General features: G+C 65.2%; 21 protein-coding genes and 1 pseudogene. 19 read left to right on the top strand and 3 right to left on the bottom strand.

Translation table 11 applies throughout. The annotated features are described in order from the left end of the window. Positions 1-38 precede the first annotated feature (38 nt). The 13 genes and pseudogenes from ABC319_RS18470 to ABC319_RS18410 form a co-directional block, all read left to right on the top strand. Positions 39-527 (top strand): SRPBCC family protein, encoded by a 489-nt coding sequence (locus ABC319_RS18470; protein WP_041043242.1) that lies wholly within the window; start codon positions 39-41, stop codon positions 525-527. Further along, positions 524-898 (top strand): hypothetical protein, encoded by a 375-nt coding sequence (locus ABC319_RS18465; RefSeq protein ID WP_058733723.1) that lies wholly within the window; start codon positions 524-526, stop codon positions 896-898. The genes ABC319_RS18470 and ABC319_RS18465 overlap by 4 nt, the downstream gene beginning before the upstream one ends. A 45-nt stretch (positions 899-943) precedes the next feature. Beyond that, positions 944-1,285: a flagellar hook-basal body complex protein FliE gene (gene fliE / locus ABC319_RS18460; protein ID WP_058733724.1), complete on the top strand. Its 342-nt coding sequence runs from the start codon at positions 944-946 to the stop codon at positions 1,283-1,285. Positions 1,286-1,316: 31 nt separating this feature from the next. After that, entirely contained in the window at positions 1,317-2,204 is an 888-nt protein-coding gene (locus ABC319_RS18455; protein WP_071838549.1) for a bestrophin family protein, read from the top strand. Positions 2,205-2,209: 5 nt separating this feature from the next. Beyond that, entirely contained in the window at positions 2,210-2,593 is a 384-nt protein-coding gene (locus tag ABC319_RS18450) for a hypothetical protein (protein ID WP_058733671.1), read from the top strand. A gap of 3 nt (positions 2,594-2,596) precedes the next feature. After that, positions 2,597-3,283 (top strand): ZIP family metal transporter, encoded by a 687-nt coding sequence (locus ABC319_RS18445; protein WP_037457577.1) that lies wholly within the window; start codon positions 2,597-2,599, stop codon positions 3,281-3,283. Next, positions 3,280-3,888 carry a cation efflux transmembrane domain-containing protein gene (locus ABC319_RS18440; RefSeq protein ID WP_041043238.1) on the top strand — a complete coding sequence of 203 codons (609 nt, stop codon included), beginning with the start codon at positions 3,280-3,282 and terminating at the stop codon, positions 3,886-3,888. The genes ABC319_RS18445 and ABC319_RS18440 overlap by 4 nt, the downstream gene beginning before the upstream one ends. Beyond that, the gene (locus ABC319_RS18435; protein WP_058733672.1) at positions 3,885-6,386 is read left to right on the top strand and encodes a heavy metal translocating P-type ATPase; all 2,502 of its coding nucleotides are present in this window, start codon (positions 3,885-3,887) and stop codon (positions 6,384-6,386) included. The genes ABC319_RS18440 and ABC319_RS18435 overlap by 4 nt, the downstream gene beginning before the upstream one ends. Next, positions 6,383-7,132, top strand: a complete 750-nt coding sequence (locus ABC319_RS18430; RefSeq protein WP_041043236.1) for an HAD-IIB family hydrolase — start codon at positions 6,383-6,385, stop codon at positions 7,130-7,132. Before ABC319_RS18435 ends, ABC319_RS18430 begins: the two co-directional genes overlap by 4 nt. 114 nt (positions 7,133-7,246) lie before the next feature. Then, on the top strand, positions 7,247-7,702 hold the full coding sequence (locus ABC319_RS18425) for an MgtC/SapB family protein (protein ID WP_041043235.1): 456 nt from the start codon (positions 7,247-7,249) through the stop codon (positions 7,700-7,702). Positions 7,703-7,800: 98 nt separating this feature from the next. Further along, positions 7,801-8,178 carry a hypothetical protein gene (locus tag ABC319_RS18420; protein WP_058733673.1) on the top strand — a complete coding sequence of 126 codons (378 nt, stop codon included), beginning with the start codon at positions 7,801-7,803 and terminating at the stop codon, positions 8,176-8,178. Positions 8,179-8,190: 12 nt separating this feature from the next. After that, positions 8,191-8,799: a DedA family protein gene (locus ABC319_RS18415; RefSeq protein WP_041043233.1), complete on the top strand. Its 609-nt coding sequence runs from the start codon at positions 8,191-8,193 to the stop codon at positions 8,797-8,799. A 450-nt stretch (positions 8,800-9,249) separates the two neighbouring features. Beyond that, positions 9,250-9,507: pseudogene (locus tag ABC319_RS18410) on the top strand (SOS response-associated peptidase family protein); the annotation flags it as partial. Between the two features lie 8 nt (positions 9,508-9,515). Here ABC319_RS18410 and ABC319_RS18405 read toward each other — a convergent pair. The 3 genes from ABC319_RS18405 to ABC319_RS18395 form a co-directional block, all read right to left on the bottom strand. Beyond that, a complete protein-coding gene (locus tag ABC319_RS18405; protein ID WP_184116739.1) occupies positions 9,516-10,808 on the bottom strand; it encodes a Fic/DOC family protein in 1,293 nt (430 codons plus the stop codon). A gap of 2 nt (positions 10,809-10,810) precedes the next feature. Next, positions 10,811-11,068 (bottom strand): hypothetical protein, encoded by a 258-nt coding sequence (locus tag ABC319_RS18400; RefSeq protein WP_017980819.1) that lies wholly within the window; start codon positions 11,066-11,068, stop codon positions 10,811-10,813. 127 nt (positions 11,069-11,195) lie between these two features. Next, complete coding sequence (locus tag ABC319_RS18395; protein ID WP_184116738.1) at positions 11,196-11,582, bottom strand: DUF3768 domain-containing protein; 387 nt, start codon at positions 11,580-11,582, stop codon at positions 11,196-11,198. A gap of 291 nt (positions 11,583-11,873) precedes the next feature. Here ABC319_RS18395 and ABC319_RS18390 point away from each other — a divergent pair, with 291 nt between their 5' ends. The 6 genes from ABC319_RS18390 to ABC319_RS18365 all read left to right on the top strand — a co-directional run. Continuing rightward, positions 11,874-12,533 carry a hypothetical protein gene (locus ABC319_RS18390; RefSeq protein WP_058733676.1) on the top strand — a complete coding sequence of 220 codons (660 nt, stop codon included), beginning with the start codon at positions 11,874-11,876 and terminating at the stop codon, positions 12,531-12,533. Between the two features lie 69 nt (positions 12,534-12,602). Continuing rightward, a complete protein-coding gene (locus ABC319_RS18385; RefSeq protein ID WP_058733677.1) occupies positions 12,603-13,085 on the top strand; it encodes a hypothetical protein in 483 nt (160 codons plus the stop codon). A 72-nt stretch (positions 13,086-13,157) separates the two neighbouring features. Further along, positions 13,158-13,490, top strand: coding sequence for an ArsR/SmtB family transcription factor (locus ABC319_RS18380; protein ID WP_041043227.1), 333 nt, complete (start codon positions 13,158-13,160; stop codon positions 13,488-13,490). Positions 13,491-13,501: 11 nt separating this feature from the next. Beyond that, positions 13,502-13,945, top strand: a complete 444-nt coding sequence (gene arsC / locus ABC319_RS18375; protein WP_058733678.1) for an arsenate reductase (glutaredoxin) — start codon at positions 13,502-13,504, stop codon at positions 13,943-13,945. 4 nt (positions 13,946-13,949) lie between these two features. Continuing rightward, positions 13,950-15,029: an ACR3 family arsenite efflux transporter gene (arsB, locus tag ABC319_RS18370; protein WP_058733679.1), complete on the top strand. Its 1,080-nt coding sequence runs from the start codon at positions 13,950-13,952 to the stop codon at positions 15,027-15,029. Beyond that, positions 15,026-15,265: GNAT family N-acetyltransferase (locus ABC319_RS18365; protein ID WP_459565476.1), on the top strand; the 240-nt coding region annotated here is incomplete at its 3' end. The genes arsB and ABC319_RS18365, both read left to right, overlap by 4 nt.

The raw sequence follows: 15,265 nt of genomic DNA, 5'->3' as shown, positions 1-15,265 counted from the left end.
TCCGCGATCGCCCCCGCTCATCTCTGGGAGATGAGGATATGCCTCGCACCATAACCAGCTCAATGCTTCACGGCGGGCCACTGCGGATCTGGTCGGCACTCACCGACCCGGATCATCGCCGAGCTTGGAGCCCGCTGGTACTCCTCGATAACCCGGGTCAGCTCGGCGACACGAGAGGAACCTTTGCGATCCAGGGCATCAACCGGCCGATTCGGACGCCGGCACGGATCGATCAATTCGATAAGCCGCGAGCCTTCGCTTGGTCCTGCGGCATCCCTTATCTGTTCACGCTCGAAGAGCGGTACGAGCTGGCAGGGGACGATGGTGGCACCAGGCTAACACATAGCTGCACGCTGCGCGGGGCGCTGTCTCTGCCGTTCGCGGCGATGATGTTGCGTCGCCTGCGGTCCCTGATGATCGAGGCTGACGATCGCCTCGCAACCTATCTGCGCTGGCGGGTGGGTCAGCCTGCCCTTGGGATCAATCGTCAGCGCGTCCCCTCCCGCTACAGGAGGAAGGCGCGATGATGCCGTCGAAGCGGGTACTGCCCGCCCTCATCCTCGTTGTCGGGCTGGCGGCTTGCACGGAAGGCAAGCCGCCAGCCCCGCCAACGGAGCAGCAAATCCATTCGTCCGACAGCGCCGTGGCGACCGGGGAAATGGGGCGCCATCCCTATCGCTGTTCCGACGGGGAACCGCTGTTCGTCGACTACAAGGACAACGGCCTGCAGATCGATTTGCGGCGCTCCAGCAGCGCCGTGCCCATAACGCTGACCGCGCCAGCGCAGGGCCTCCAATATGTCGGCGAGACAGCCACCGCGACCTTCAAGGGGTCGCAGCTCACCGTCGTGGAAGGCGAGGGCCGCACCCGAATCTGCGAACGGGAGGGCACCCGATGAACCGTCCTGTCTTCCGACATGTCGCACTGCAACGGGAGAGAAACGATGTCTGACACGTCGATCTCGAATGTGATGGCCATTCGCGCCGAAGTGATCGCGCGAAGCCGCGCTTTGCGTGAGGCGCAGCCGACGGCACCACCCGGCGTGACGCCGACCGCTCCGGTGTCGAACTTCGCCGACACCCTCAATGCCGTGGTCGCGAAGGTCAACGAGACCCAGGAGCAAGAGGATGTCGTCACCGAAGCATATGAGCGTGGCGAAACCACCGACATCGCAACCGTCGCGCTCATCCAGAGCCGCGCATCCATTACTTTCGAGGCGACCCTGCAAGTCCGGAACAAGCTGCTGTCCGCTTATCGGGACATCATGAACATGCCGATCGGATGACGATCGCTACGAGATTTAGGGCGTAATTGATATGATAGTCGGCGCGAGGCCTCGTTTTAAGCAGATCATTATCGAGGTTTGGAAGCCTCTCACGATCCTGTTCGTGTGGGACGTGGCGGTGACGGCATTCCACATGATGACCCCGATCAAGGAACCGCCTTTGCCGACGGCGCTGTTTGGCACTGCCATCGCGCTCTTCATGGGGTTTCGGACCAACGCTGCTTATGCTCGCTGGTGGGAAGCGCGAACCCTTTGGGGCGCGCTCATCAATGCGTCGCGCAGCCTGGCTAGGATCACACGCAGCCTGACCAAGGGAGAACCCGAGGGCAGCGAGATGCGGCACAACATCATCCTGCGGCAGATCGCCTTCGCGCACTCGATGCGCTGCCAGCTTCGCCGACAGTCGCCCTATGAAGAGATTGGCCGGATCGCTGGAACGGACGTCGCCGATATGGCGGTCGCTCGCCTGAACCCTGCGAACGCACTCTTGGAGGACATATCGGGCATCTACGCCGACGCGCTCGCGGAAGGTCGGATCACCGAAATCCAGCAGGCGACTGTAGAGCGCGTCCTGATCGACATCGCCAATGCGCAGGGCGGCATGGAGCGGATCAAGAACACGCCGCTGCCCAATGGCTTTCGGTTCTTTCCGAACCTCTTCACGCGCGTGTTCTGCGTGCTGCTCCCGATTGCGCTGGTCGAATCCCTGGGGCTCGCCACGCCGATCGGATCGACGCTGATCGGACTCGTCTTCCTTGCGGTGCTGAGCATCGGCGAGGATCTGACTGATCCGTTCGCCAATAGCGTCCACGATGTCCCGCTCACGGCCATGTGCCGCACGATCGAGATCGACCTTCTTCAGACGGCTGGACTGCCAGCCCCTGAGCCGGTGACGCCCGATCACGGCGTGCTGTGGTGAGGGCGATGCACGCCGTGCGGCACCTGCCTGGCCTGACAGCCGCGCGCATCGGCGCCGTTCTGTTCGCGGGTATGGTCGTAGGGGCGTGCAATCCCGCGCCGAGCGGACCGACTGAGCCGGCGCATGAAAAGCATCTGACACCTCGATTGATTGCGCAACGCATCATGTATTGCGACGACGGATCGCGCGCCGATGTCGACTTCATCGACGACGGCCTGAAAATGGCTGTCACCTGGCTGCCCAGGGGCAGAACTGAGATCCTGCGCGCGCAACGTACTGGCGAGGAATTTCGCGGCGACCGGTCGCGGGCAGTCGTGGCCGGCGGGTCGATCGCCTTCACGCAGCGCGGGAAGATCCGCGTCTGTCATCGAACCCCGGAGGAATCATAGGATATGCAGGCATTGCTGTACACGCTTGCGCCTGTGCTGGCGGTCGTGCTCGGCGCGATCATCGCGAGCCGGACCAAATTAAATCCTGGCGTCGTGGCGGGCCTCCAGCATCTCGCTGCCGGCGTCGTGTTTGCGGCGGCAGCGACTGAAATCCTGCCGCAGGTCAAGCATGAGGCTTCACCTAGCGCTACGTTGATCGGCGGGGCGGCGGGCGTTGCGACGATGCTGGGTCTCAAGGCTTTCGAGGCCCGCTTCAAGGGGCCAATGGCACTGCTCGCCGCGATCGGCATTGACATTCTGGTCGATGGTCTGGTGCTCGGCCTCGCGTTCGTCGCGGGTGAGAAGGCGGGATTTCTGCTGACGATCGCGCTGACGCTCGAAGTGCTCTTCCTTGGTCTGACACTGACCGACGAGCTGGCGGAAACCTATCGCTCGCGCCTGCGCATCATCGTGACTGTGTCGGCATTGGCGCTGCTGCTGCCGATCGGCGCACTCGCGGCTGTTCCTGTCGCCACGCTCTCACCGGTAATGGTCGCTGGCTTCCTGAGTTTTGGTCTGATGGCGCTGCTCTACCTCGTCACGGAAGAGCTGCTGGTCGAGGCGCACGAGAAGCCTGACACCCCACTCATCAGCTCGATGTTCTTCGTGGGATTCCTTGCCCTGCTGACGCTTGAGGAGATCATGGGATGATTTCGAGCAACGACAACAATGGCGGGCAAGAGCGTCGCACACTTTGGATCGTCCTGCTGCTGAACGCGGCGATCGCGGGGGGTTTCTTCGTCTCAGGATTTTTCGCGGACTCGAGCGCTCTGATCGCCAACGGCGTCGACAACCTGTCCGATACGGCCGTGTATGCGCTGAGCCTTGTGGCGCTCACCCGGGGCCAGACGTGGAAGACACGCGCCGCGGTCGCTTCGGGCGTCATGCTGCTGATCTTCGCGGGCGGCATCCTGATCGACGTTGGCCGGCGCTACCTTCAAGGCAGCGAACCGATCGGACCGACCATGATGGTCATGTCGGCGATCGCCGGCGTCGTGAACTACCTCTGCCTGCGGCTGCTCCAGCGGCTCAAGGATCCGGACGTCAACCTTCGGGCCGCCACCACCTTCAGCTTCAATGACTTCATTTCCAATGGCGGCATCCTGATTGCCGGCGTGCTGGTGCTGTGGCTGGGCACCAACTGGCCGGACCTTCTGGTCGGCTTCGCTACCGCCATCATCGCCATCAAGGGCGGTGTCGAAATCCTGCGCGACGCGCGCGCCGAAACCAAGAAAAGCGAAAGGAGGTCGTCATGAACGACAAGCTCGAACTCGATATTCCAGTATTGTTGCCGGACCTTCCTGACGCGGCCGACGCTTGCCTGGACCGTCTCGTATCGACCCTGTCGAAACGCGAAGGCGTCGAGCGAGCGCATGTGATCTGCCTCGAAGGCGACACGCCGGCGGCCCTGTGCATCCATTTCGACGCCGCCAAGCTGCCGTTGCCACGATTGCGCGAAATGGTGCGGGCCGCAGGCGCAGAAATCACCGAACGCTACGGCCATGCGATCTGGCAGGTGACAGGGATCAGTCACGAACGGCGGGCGCGCACGGTCAGCGATGCGCTATGCGCGTTGCCCGGGGTGGTACAGGCAAGCGCCAGCACCAGCGGGTCGGTCCGGGTCGAATATGATCGCCGAGAGACCACAGAAGAGGAAGTGCGCGCTGCTCTTCGCAAGCTGAAGGTGAGGGTTGGCAAGCGGGTCGCCGCCGATGACCATGCCGGCCACGACCACGGCCCCGGGGGCCACGACGCGGGCGAAGAGAAGCACGGCCCCGGCGATGGTCACGACCATAGCCACGCCGAATTTCTAGGCCCCAATACCGAGCTGATCTTCGCGCTTGCCTGCGGCGCGCTGCTGGGGATCGGCTATGCGATCGAGAGGCTGGTTGTTGGCGCACCGGAGTGGCTGCCCACGGCCTGCTATGTCGCAGCCTATTTCTTCGGCGGATTCTTCACGCTGCGCGAGGCGATCGACAACCTTCGGATGAAGAAGTTCGAGATCGACACGCTGATGTTGGTCGCTGCCGCCGGCGCCGCTGCGCTGGGCGCATGGGCCGAAGGCGCGCTGCTGCTATTCCTGTTCAGCCTTGGCCATGCGCTTGAGCATTACGCGATGGGACGCGCCAAGAAGGCGATCGAGGCGCTGGCGAAGCTCGCGCCCGAAACCGCGACCGTGCGACGCGACGGCCAGACCAGCGAAATCCCGGTCGAGCAAATGGTCGTTGGGGACATTGCCATTGTCCGCCCGAACGAGCGCCTGCCTGCTGACGGCTTCGTCACCAAGGGCACCAGCGCGATCAACCAGGCCCCGGTGACGGGTGAAAGCATCCCGGTCGACAAGGTGCCGGTCGCCGATGCCGCAGCGGCGCGGGCAAAGCCTGATGCAGTGGACGCGGAAAGCCGGGTTTTTGCCGGTACGATCAACGGTGGCGGCGCGATCGAGATCGAGGTGACACGCCGTTCCAATGAAAGCGCGCTCGCCAAGGTCGTGAAGATGGTGAGCGAAGCGGAGACGCAGAAGTCGCCGACGCAGCGCTTCACCGATCGGTTTGAGCGGATCTTCGTGCCTGCTGTCCTGATCCTGTCGGTGCTCCTGCTCTTCGCATGGGTGGTCGTCGACGAGCCGTTCCGCGACAGCTTCTATCGCGCGATGGCGGTGCTGGTGGCGGCAAGCCCGTGCGCGCTCGCCATTGCAACGCCGAGCGCTGTCCTGTCTGGCGTTGCCCGTGCAGCGCGGGGCGGCGTGCTCGTGAAGGGCGGTGCACCGCTCGAAAACCTCGGGTCGCTCAAGGCGATCGCTTTCGACAAGACGGGCACGCTGACCGAAGGTCGTCCGCGCATCACCGATGTCGTGCCCGTCGATGGCGCCGATGAAGGCGAGCTGCTGGTGCTGGCCGTCGCCGTCGAAGCGTTGAGCGACCATCCTCTGGCCCAAGCGATCGTCAAGGACGGCCGCGAACGACTGAACGATCGTGCCGTGCCGACTGCCGGCGACCTCAAGAGCCTGACCGGTCGGGGCGTCACCGCGAGCGTGGATGGCGAGACGGTCTGGATCGGCAAGGCCGAGATGTTCGGGAGTGAGGGCATTCCGGCGCTAGGGCAGGGAGCGCAGAACGCGATCGCGAAACTGCGCGAGAACGGTCGCACGACGATGGTGGTCCGCAAGGGGGACCGCGACCTGGGCGCGATCGGCCTGATGGACACGCCCCGCGAAGCGGCAAAGACCGCGCTGCGCCGGCTGCACGAGATGGGCGTGTCGCGGATGATAATGATCTCTGGCGACCACCAGAAAGTCGCCGAAGCGATCGCTAACGAAGTCGGGATCGACGAGGCGTGGGGCGACCTCATGCCCGAAGACAAGGTTGCCGCGATCAAGAAACTCGCCGGCGAAGACAAGGTCGCAATGGTGGGTGACGGCGTGAACGATGCCCCGGCGATGGCAAGCGCCACGGTCGGCATCGCGATGGGCGCGGCGGGGTCGGACGTTGCGCTGGAGACAGCCGACGTCGCCCTGATGGCTGACGATCTGGCGCACCTGCCATTCGCGGTGGGCCTAAGCCGGCATACGCGTGGAATCATCCGGCAGAACGTCTTCGTCAGCCTGGGTGTCGTCGCCTTTCTCGTTCCTGCCACCATCCTTGGCCTCGGTATTGGGCCAGCAGTGGCGGTTCATGAGGGATCAACGCTGCTTGTTGTCATCAATGCGCTCAGGCTGCTCGCCTACCGCGATCCGGCGGGGAAGGCGGCATGAAGTGGATGATCGCCTTCGACCTCGACGGCACACTTGCCGAGAGCAAGCGGCCGCTATCGGAGGATATGGCCGCAACCCTCGCCCGATTGCTCGCCGTCACGGATGTGGCGGTGATCTCGGGCGGGGACTGGCCGCAGTTCGAAAAGCAGGTCGCCTCGCGTCTTCCTGCCGGCGCCGCGCTTGACCGTCTCTGGTTGATGCCGACCACAGGCACAAAACTCTATCGGTTCATCAATGGCGCTTGGCGCGCGGTATATGCCGAGCTGTTCGACGACGCAGAGAAGGCGACGATCCGCACGGCCTTCGATCAAGCCCTGACCGATGCCGGCCTCGCCGACGAACGTATCTGGGGCGAACGGATCGAGGACCGGGGCAGCCAGATCACCTTTTCGGGGCTGGGGCAGGCAGCGCCGCTAAAGGAAAAGGAAGCGTGGGATCCCGACCGAAAGAAGAGGACCGCTTTGCAGGCCACGTTGCGCGCGACGCTGCCGGACCTCTCGATTAATCTGGGTGGCACGACATCGATCGACGTGACCAGGGCAGGGGTGGACAAGGGCTATGGCCTGAACCGCCTGAGTGCTGAAAGCGGCGTCCCGCTCGACGGGATGCTGTTCATCGGCGATGCGATCTTCCCCGGTGGGAATGACTATCCCGCCGCTGAAATTGGCCTCGATACGGTGAGAGTGCGCGACGTTGCGGAAACCACCGCCGTCGTGACCGCCATCATCGCATGTCTGCACCGGTAGGGATCTCCGGTGTTCACGATCCCCGCCTTGGGCCTGAACGTCTGTGGGACTCCCCGCCCGACCTTACCCCTTTACCTCCGATCTGGAGCAATCGCGTAGAACAGGCAGGCCGGCATGTTTCAAAGCTCGTGGTGGGAGATAACCACCCATATCATCAGTCTCGCCGTCGCCTACGCACTCGCCCTTCCTGTTGGCTGGGATCGCGAGAAGGACGCCCGCAGTGCAGGCATCCGTACATTCCCGTTGGTTGCAATCGCCAGTTGCGGCTTCGTGCTGGTGGGCATCGCGATCCTCGGCCGCACGTCTCCAGCGCAAGCCAGGTTGCTTGAAGGTCTGATTACGGGCGTCGGCTTCATCGGGGGCGGCGCGATTCTGAAGAAGGGCGACAAGGCGTCAGGCACGGCGACGGCGGCCAGTCTGTGGGCGACTGGGGCACTCGGCGCGGCCGTAGGCTACGGCCTATACGACATCGCTTTCATCCTGAGCGCCACCACCTTCCTCACCCTGCGCTGTTCTCGTCCGCTTAAGCGCGCCACCAATGGCGACGTCGGCACCTCGGCGAGCCCATGACGAGCCCTTGGGCGAGCCGATGGATGCGGCCTGTGCGATGCCTTACCCGGCGCTGGGCACCGGTGAGGACCATCGCGGCGCGGGACCGCCAACATCGCTTGCTGCGCTGGGCGACGCTGCTGGAGCGCAACCCCCACCAGATCATCGGCCTGCTGTCCCCCTCTTGGGCGGGCGGCGACGCGCGCGGCACGATGGTCGATCGGCCGAGCGCGATCGATGTCGCATGGAGCGACGTGGTGCTGCGGGTGATGGGGTTGGCGGGGCGATCGCGCGGTGAAGCAAAATCGTTCTTCGGGTTGTCGGATGCCGAGCTGGATCGGATTGCCGCAGGTTCGTGGCGGTGTCCGGTTCGACCCGCTTGGCAGCTCGCCGTGCGGATCAGGAACGTCGAATGTCCGCGCCTGGAAAATCGGATCGTTGGGTCCGTCGTCGCCCTCCTGCTCGTGATTTGCGCGATCTCCTATTGGATCTTCTGACGAGGCTGGTTTGTGTTCGACATTATAACATCGATCCTCGCGTCACTAGGCGGCCTTGGCGTCTTCCTGTTGATGCTGGCGGAGAACGTCTTTCCGCCGATCCCGTCGGAAGTGATCCTGCCACTTGCCGGCTACACCGCTGCGCAGGGGCGCGGCTCGCTGTGGGTAGTGGCAATCGCCGGCACCCTTGGATCGGCTGCAGGGGCAGTGCTGTGGTACTATGTCGGCCGCTGGATCGGCATCGATCGATTGAAGCGCTTTGCTTCCCGCCACGGCCGATGGCTGACGTTGACGCCCGGTGAGGTCGATCATGTCGACCGCTGGTTCGACCGCTACGGTCGTTGGGCGGTTCTGTTCGGGCGCATGGTCCCGGGAGTCCGGACCCTGATTTCGGTGCCCGCTGGGGTCAGCGGGATGCCCCTTGGTCCATTCTTGGTCTCGACGCTCGCCGGCTCGGCCATATGGACCGTGATCCTCGTGCTGGCGGGCTATGAGCTGGGCGAGCGCTATAGCCAGGTGGCGAGCGTCATCGAGCCGGTCAGCAACGCCGTGCTCGCGCTGGCCGTCATCTGGTATCTTTGGCGGGTCGCGACTTTCGGGCGATCAAGGGGTGGCCACTGATGGCTGGCCTGCTGCCCGTGCCTCCTGCCGGCCTTTGGCTCATAGCGGCTTCGATGCTTGTCCGCATCACACGCTTCGCACGTGCCTTTAGCCTGATCTCGCCAGCTAGCGCGATCGTTCTCATCAAGTGGGTTGCACGGCTTCACCGCAACGGATTTCACGCATGGCGTCGCAACGGAGGGAAGTGGCGTTGGGCCGTAACATGGAGAGGATCAACATAATGAGAAACAGTAAATAGCGGGTGCTCATCGCCGCTGGACCCTTCTCGCCTTTGCGGACGCAACCGCCCATCGCGAGCGCCTGTCTCGACACGAAGCGTCGCAGAAGAGCCCGGCCTAATCACCGGCTCCAGGAGATCCGGTGGCTCGCTACGCGACGTCGTTTGGATGGGGATACCTGACGCAAGGTGAAACCGCGCCCATATGTCGAACGAGCCCGAAACCCTGTGGGGATCAGCCGGTGTTCGCAGTTGCCGGGTTCTAGCAGCGCACAGAGGACGGCAACGGCTTCACGATGGTGACGTGTGCCCCCAACACGCTCGTTGCGCCGATCCATCCCAAGGCGATGATTACGATCCTGGAGCCTGAGGATGTCGATACTTGGCTGCGCGGCTTCTATGACGAGATCGTCGCCCTGCAGAAGCCCTATGACCCCGCCAGGATGACGGTACGCGGGCCGGTCTTTCCGACCCGACGCCCCGAACGCTAAGGCGAAGCCTAGCGGCTCCGATCCTTGCCACGATCCGGGGGCGGCGTGCTCCGGTCGGGCGGCGGGGCGGACGCCCCTTCGAGCGCGGCCCCGATCTTGATCCGGTCGGCGACAAGCTGGCGAGTGGATTCCCCGACCGTGTTGACCATGCGCGCGCTTTCGCCGCGCTCGCGCGCCTTCTGCATGGCGTCGTCGACGATCGTCTGGGCGGGCGCGAGACGTGGGTCGGCGTGGTTCTTCTCGGCCGTGTTCTTCAGGAACAGCTCGGCGAGCCGCTCCTGGCCTGGCGAAGCCCCAGGCGGCAGGATCGGTCGCTCCAGCGAGCGGACGGCGCGCTGGAGCTGCGCTGGCTGCTGCGAATTGATCTGGACGCCGAGAGCCGCGCCGATCTCGCGCACGCGCTCAAGCGGGGTCTGCTGGGGCGTGATGACGGCATCGACCTGACGCACGCCCAGATAGGTGAGAAGGTGCGATTGGTAGATCGGACCTTTGGCGTGGCGAACATAGGCCAGTTCGGTGCGTGCGTTGGCGATGACAGGGGATGGGGCGCCATCCCTAACGAGGCTGCGCAGCCGGTCGGCCGCCTGCTGGCGGGCGGCGGGAAGGTAGCGGTCCAGTTCCTCGCGTGCCTTAGTCAGCGTCACCCGGTAGCGCTGCCCTTCGGGCGGCGCGCGTTGAGGCAGCAAGGCGATCCCGGCAGGGCCGATCCGCGCCTCGGGCGCGAGGTCACGACGGATCGCCGCCTCGGCGAGCACGGCGGCCATAGGCCGATGATCGCCGGTGAGGAAGCCATGCCGGGACGCGTCCATCCACGCGGTCTTATCGATCGACGCGATCCGTATGGGATGGCCGGCATCGCGGGCGAGCTGCGCCGCATGGTGGCGCATCGTCCGCCCGTTCCCCTCGCGGAAAGGGTGAATTGCATTGATCTCGTTGATGTGGTTGCCGAGCCGGTCGAAAAACTCATCGCGGGCGAGGCCCTTCAGGGCGTCGCCCGCGCGCGCGTCGGCAAACCGCTTGTCGAGCTCGCGCGCGATGTAAGGCACGTGCGCGAAACTGGAGCCGCCCTTGGCGATGTTGACGGTGCGGTCCTGACCCGCCCAGTCGTAGAGGTCCTGGAAGAGGTGCCGATGCAGGGCGCGATAGCCGTCGGCCGTCGCTGGAAAGGTCAGGCGCGCGGCTTCTGCGCCGCGCGCCAAGGTCAATCTCCGCTCGGCCTCCATGAGGGTCTTGTCGTCCGTGATCCCAAGCCGGTTCCGGAGCGTGTCCGTACCGGGGTAGGTGTAGGGATCGTCTGCCAAGGTCAGGCTGCGATCTGGTGGGTTCCTGGCTTGTAGAGGCCGAGGATGATGGACGGCATGAGCGAAGGGGGAACACCCTCATCGAGCATCATGGCGAACATGGCATCTTCGTCACCGGTCGGCGTCATGTCCTCGATGACGAGGTTGGCGCGCGCCTCTGCTACGTCCTCGCGCCACAGCGCGATCTGCTCGGGGGTGCCGCGTTGGAAATCCATGGAGCGGATGCGCTCGCGCAGCGTGTCGAGATTGATCTGGGCCATCGCGTCATCCTTTCGCCGTTAACCCTACGCGCTCCCCCGCGATTTCTCAACAAATCACGTTGGCGCAGGTCCGTTTCGGCACGGTTGATCCGCGCGCAGTCGAGCGCGGATCGCTACGCCATAGGCGTTAGTATTCGCTGGCCAGCATGATCGTCAGCACCCGTTTAGTCTGCTCGGAATTCCACGGAGCGTCACTGCCGTAGGTGAGGCTCGTGTCGTAATAGTCGATCTTCCAGAACACCGTCTGCCCGACCGCCTTTGCATCGTCGGGGCGGTCCTGCGTCCACGCGCCGCTTGCGAGTTTATAGACCGCGCCGAAATCGTGCTCACCATAAGGGTCGTTGTCGCCGTCAAACTTCGTGAACCGGGTGATCGCGACCAACGCGGCGAAACGGTCCAGCTCGGGGAGGGCCTGGAATCCCATCGTAACGTTGGCGAGGCTCGCGAGGCCAGGGTGGGTACGCGCCGCATCGTTGAGACGCCGGATGGTGTCGATCTGCTCGGGGGTCGGCATGGGTGATCCTCCTTGTTGGCATGGGCCGCAAGGCCGTTCGGCCTCACGGCCCTGCCTGTCCGGCGAGGACGGGATGGGGAGGGGAACGAGAATCTTGGTAAGCTGGCGCGGGCGAGCCGCCCTAGCGCGGCCGGCACCGACGGGGCCGGGCGCCGCGCTTGGCGGCTTACACGGGCGGCAAGATTGTCGTTCGGGAACGAAAGGGCGGCGCCCTTGGCGTTCCCCGGCGCGGGTCGCCCCGCGCCAGACAAACGGATAAGGTTCGGGAGGGGACTTCGGGGGGAAGCGCGAATGTCGAACTGGGCGGAGCGGGCGTCGGCGTCGTTGCTACCGCTCAGCCGCGCGAGCACCCTTGGCGCCGCGCTCAAGGAGTGGACCTATACGGGGCGCTTCTTCGACCTCGAAGCGGCGGACGGCACCTGCGAGCTGTGCGGGCAGCAGGAGCTTCGCTACCATTTCGAGATCGAGAACGACGGCACGTCCGCGTCGTTGCTGGTCGGCTCCGAGTGCATCAAGCGCTTCGAGATCGCCGGCATTGACGAGCAAGGGCGACGGCTCGATGCACGCGATACGGGAAAGCTGGTGGACCGTCACCGCCGCGGCCTGGTGGAGGACGCGCGCAAGCAACGCGTCATGACCGCGCTGCTCAAGCTCGGTCGCAAGGCACCCGACTTCGACGCGCAGAACTTCATCGCCTTCGTCGACGACAAAGGTGCGTTCACCCCCAACCAGGTGGCGATGATCTTCTGGCGGCTCGGCTCGGCCGGGGTGGAGTATCGCCCGGCCGACTGGAAGGTGCGGCTGCGCCGCGACAGCGATATCGGCCAGCTCCGAACGATGAAGCCGGCCGCTTTCAAGCGAGTCATGGCGGCGCTCACCGCGGCGCAGCGGCGCCGGATCGACGAAATCGAGGCTCGCTTAGCTCAGTATGGGCAGCGCTGGCGCGAGTGATGTGCCGCCCGCGGTGCGGACCGTGATTTTCTGCTTTCGTTCCGCTCGGCCCTGACTCATAGAATCGTCATGCCGATCATGCCGGAACATCGCTGGCTGTACCCGATCGACTGGCCCGAGCTGTCCAGGCTGATCCGGTTCGGCCGCGCTAAAGGCCGCTGCGAGCATTGCCGACGGCCGCACGGTGCGCGCGTCTTCCATCTTGGCGATGGTCGCTGGTGGGATGCCGATCGCCGACAGTGGCGCGACGGGCGGGGACGGCGCATCCGTGTCGTCGGGGCAGACGTCGCCGCGATCGTCCGGCTCACGCGGGTGTATATCGCCTGCGCGCACCTCAATCACGACCCGACCGACAATGCGCCGCGCAATCTCGCCGCGCTCTGCCAGCGCTGCCACATGATCCACGACGCGGCCGAGCATCGCCGGCGCCGGTGGTACAACGCCTATCGCAGGCGTGCGCTGGGCGATCTTTTGGCTCTGCTCGATGGGCTGCCGACGATCGGGGCGGGGCAGGGTGTGCCACGTGGCACACCTGCGCGTCACACCGCCTAAGCCCCCCATTCACTCGAACCGCGGTAAGGGAGAAGGCCTATCGCTCTATGATATATCTGCTATGCTGGATATATGGAAAACGAGTTAGCGATCGCGGCACTGGGGGCGTTGGCGCAGGGCACGCGCCTCGACGTGTTTCGTCTGCTGGTGCGGCACGAGCCTGACGGGTTGGCTGCAGGCGAGATCGCCCGCCGGCTGGATGTGCCGCAGAACACGATGTCGGCGCACCTTGGTATTCTGGCCCGTGCCGGCCTCGTTCGCTCCGAACGGCACAGCCGGTCGATCATCTACCGCGCCGACCTCGACGGGCTGCGCGCGCTAACGCTGTTCCTCGTCAAGGATTGCTGTGCCGGCAACGCCGAATTGTGCGGGCCGCTCATCGCCGAACTCGCTCCCTGCTGCTGAAAGGACGCCCCATGAGCCGGACTGACTCGGTCGTCGACATCGTCATCTACCACAATCCCGAGTGCGGCACGTCGCGCAACGCGCTCGCCATGATCCGCAATGCCGGCATCGAGCCGCACGTGGTCGAATATCTGAAGACCCCGCCGTCGCGCGCGCTGCTGGTCGAGCTGATTGAGCGGGCGGGCATCTCGCCGCGCGAGCTGCTGCGCGAGAAAGGCACGCCCTATGCGGAGCTGGGGCTCGGCGACACCACACTGTCCGACGAGGCGCTGGTGGACGCGATGATGGCGCACCCGATCCTCATCAACCGCCCGCTGGTCGTCTCACCCTTGGGCGTGAAGCTCTGCCGCCCGTCCGAAGCCGTCCTCGATCTGTTGCCGAGCGGGCAGCTCGGCGCGTTCGCCAAGGAGGACGGCGAACAGGTGGTGGACGCGTCCGGCGAGCGGGTCGGCTGAGCCCATGTCGACGATCGCCCCTGTCGCCGGACCTGCGCCGGCGCGCGCCGGCATCGGCACCTTCGAGCGCTACCTGACGCTCTGGGTGGCGCTCTGCATCGTTGCCGGCATCGGCTTGGGGCACCTTTTGCCCGGCCTGTTCGCGCGCGTTGCCTCGGCCGAGGTAGCGCGCGTCAACCTCATCGTCGCGGTGCTGATCTGGCTGATGATCGTACCGATGCTGCTCAAGATCGACTTCGGCGCGCTCGGGTCGGTCCGCCAGCATTGGAAGGGGGTGGGCGTCACACTGTTCATCAACTGGGCGGTGAAGCCCTTCTCGATGGCAGCGCTTGGCACATTGTTCATCGGTTGGCTGTTCGCGCCGCTTCTGCCCGCAGGGGAGGGGCCGTCCTACATCGCTGGCCTGATCCTGCTCGCTGCGGCACCGTGCACGGCCATGGTGTTCGTGTGGTCGAACCTGTGCGAGGGCGAGCCGACCTACACGCTGTCCCAGGTCGCGCTGAACGACGTCATCATGGTGTTCCTGTTCGCGCCGCTCGTCGGGCTGCTGCTCGGCGTCGCTTCGGTGACGGTGCCGTGGGACACGCTGCTGATCTCGGTGATGCTCTACATCGTCGTGCCGGTCATCGCCGCCCAGCTCGTGCGCCGTGTCGTGCTGACGAACGGCGGACAAGCCGCGCTCGACCGGCTGCTCGGTCGCTTGGGGCCGGTGTCGCTCGTCTCGCTGCTGGCGACGCTCGTCCTGCTGTTCGGCTTCCAGGGTGAGGCGATCGTGGCGCAGCCGTTGGTGATCGCACTGCTTGCGGTGCCGATCCTCATCCAAGTCTATTTCAATGCAGGTCTAGCCTACTGGCTCTCGCGCCGCTTCGGCGTTGCCTGGTGCGTGGCGGCGCCTGCGGCGCTGATCGGCGCATCCAACTTCTTCGAATTGGCCGTGGCGGCCGCGATCTCGCTGTTCGGGCTCAAGTCGGGCGCGGCGCTGGCCACGGTCGTCGGCGTGCTGGTCGAGGTGCCCGTGATGCTGTCGGTCGTCTCGATCGTGAAAGCATCCCGGGGCTGGTACGAGCGCGGGGCGCACGCATGACCGGCCTCCGCGTCACGTGTCTCGCGCCGGGCGAGCTGGATGATCTGGCCGGCGCGCTGGCAGCCGCCAAGCTGCCGACCGCCGATCTCGCCGAACCCGGCCGCGCCTTCGTCCGCTTCGACGACGACGCTGGGTTGGTCGGGTTCGGCGGGATCGAGGGCGAAGGGTCGGACCGCCTGCTCCGCTCGCTGGTGGTCTTGGCCGATCGCCGGGGCGCCGGCATCGGCGGTGCGATG

Source organism: Sphingomonas phoenicis (assembly GCF_047238005.1).
In the GTDB taxonomy this organism is placed as follows: Bacteria; Pseudomonadota; Alphaproteobacteria; order Sphingomonadales; family Sphingomonadaceae; genus Sphingomonas.
This window is presented reverse-complemented; position numbering and strand designations above follow the sequence as displayed.

What these genes read in the sequence shown, in the direction of transcription:
- ABC319_RS18470 (WP_041043242.1), top strand. Translation starts at nt 39, where the DNA reads ATGCCTCGCACCATAACCAGCTCAATGCTTCACGGCGGGCCACTGCGG.
- ABC319_RS18465 (WP_058733723.1), top strand. Translation starts at nt 524, where the DNA reads ATGATGCCGTCGAAGCGGGTACTGCCCGCCCTCATCCTCGTTGTCGGG.
- fliE (WP_058733724.1), top strand. Translation starts at nt 944, where the DNA reads ATGTCTGACACGTCGATCTCGAATGTGATGGCCATTCGCGCCGAAGTG.
- ABC319_RS18455 (WP_071838549.1), top strand. Translation starts at nt 1,317, where the DNA reads ATGATAGTCGGCGCGAGGCCTCGTTTTAAGCAGATCATTATCGAGGTT.
- ABC319_RS18450 (WP_058733671.1), top strand. Translation starts at nt 2,210, where the DNA reads ATGCACGCCGTGCGGCACCTGCCTGGCCTGACAGCCGCGCGCATCGGC.
- ABC319_RS18445 (WP_037457577.1), top strand. Translation starts at nt 2,597, where the DNA reads ATGCAGGCATTGCTGTACACGCTTGCGCCTGTGCTGGCGGTCGTGCTC.
- ABC319_RS18440 (WP_041043238.1), top strand. Translation starts at nt 3,280, where the DNA reads ATGATTTCGAGCAACGACAACAATGGCGGGCAAGAGCGTCGCACACTT.
- ABC319_RS18435 (WP_058733672.1), top strand. Translation starts at nt 3,885, where the DNA reads ATGAACGACAAGCTCGAACTCGATATTCCAGTATTGTTGCCGGACCTT.
- ABC319_RS18430 (WP_041043236.1), top strand. Translation starts at nt 6,383, where the DNA reads ATGAAGTGGATGATCGCCTTCGACCTCGACGGCACACTTGCCGAGAGC.
- ABC319_RS18425 (WP_041043235.1), top strand. Translation starts at nt 7,247, where the DNA reads ATGTTTCAAAGCTCGTGGTGGGAGATAACCACCCATATCATCAGTCTC.
- ABC319_RS18400 (WP_017980819.1), bottom strand. Translation starts at nt 11,068, where the DNA reads ATGGCCCAGATCAATCTCGACACGCTGCGCGAGCGCATCCGCTCCATG.
- ABC319_RS18395 (WP_184116738.1), bottom strand. Translation starts at nt 11,582, where the DNA reads ATGCCGACCCCCGAGCAGATCGACACCATCCGGCGTCTCAACGATGCG.
- ABC319_RS18390 (WP_058733676.1), top strand. Translation starts at nt 11,874, where the DNA reads ATGTCGAACTGGGCGGAGCGGGCGTCGGCGTCGTTGCTACCGCTCAGC.
- ABC319_RS18385 (WP_058733677.1), top strand. Translation starts at nt 12,603, where the DNA reads ATGCCGATCATGCCGGAACATCGCTGGCTGTACCCGATCGACTGGCCC.
- ABC319_RS18380 (WP_041043227.1), top strand. Translation starts at nt 13,158, where the DNA reads ATGGAAAACGAGTTAGCGATCGCGGCACTGGGGGCGTTGGCGCAGGGC.
- arsC (WP_058733678.1), top strand. Translation starts at nt 13,502, where the DNA reads ATGAGCCGGACTGACTCGGTCGTCGACATCGTCATCTACCACAATCCC.
- arsB (WP_058733679.1), top strand. Translation starts at nt 13,950, where the DNA reads ATGTCGACGATCGCCCCTGTCGCCGGACCTGCGCCGGCGCGCGCCGGC.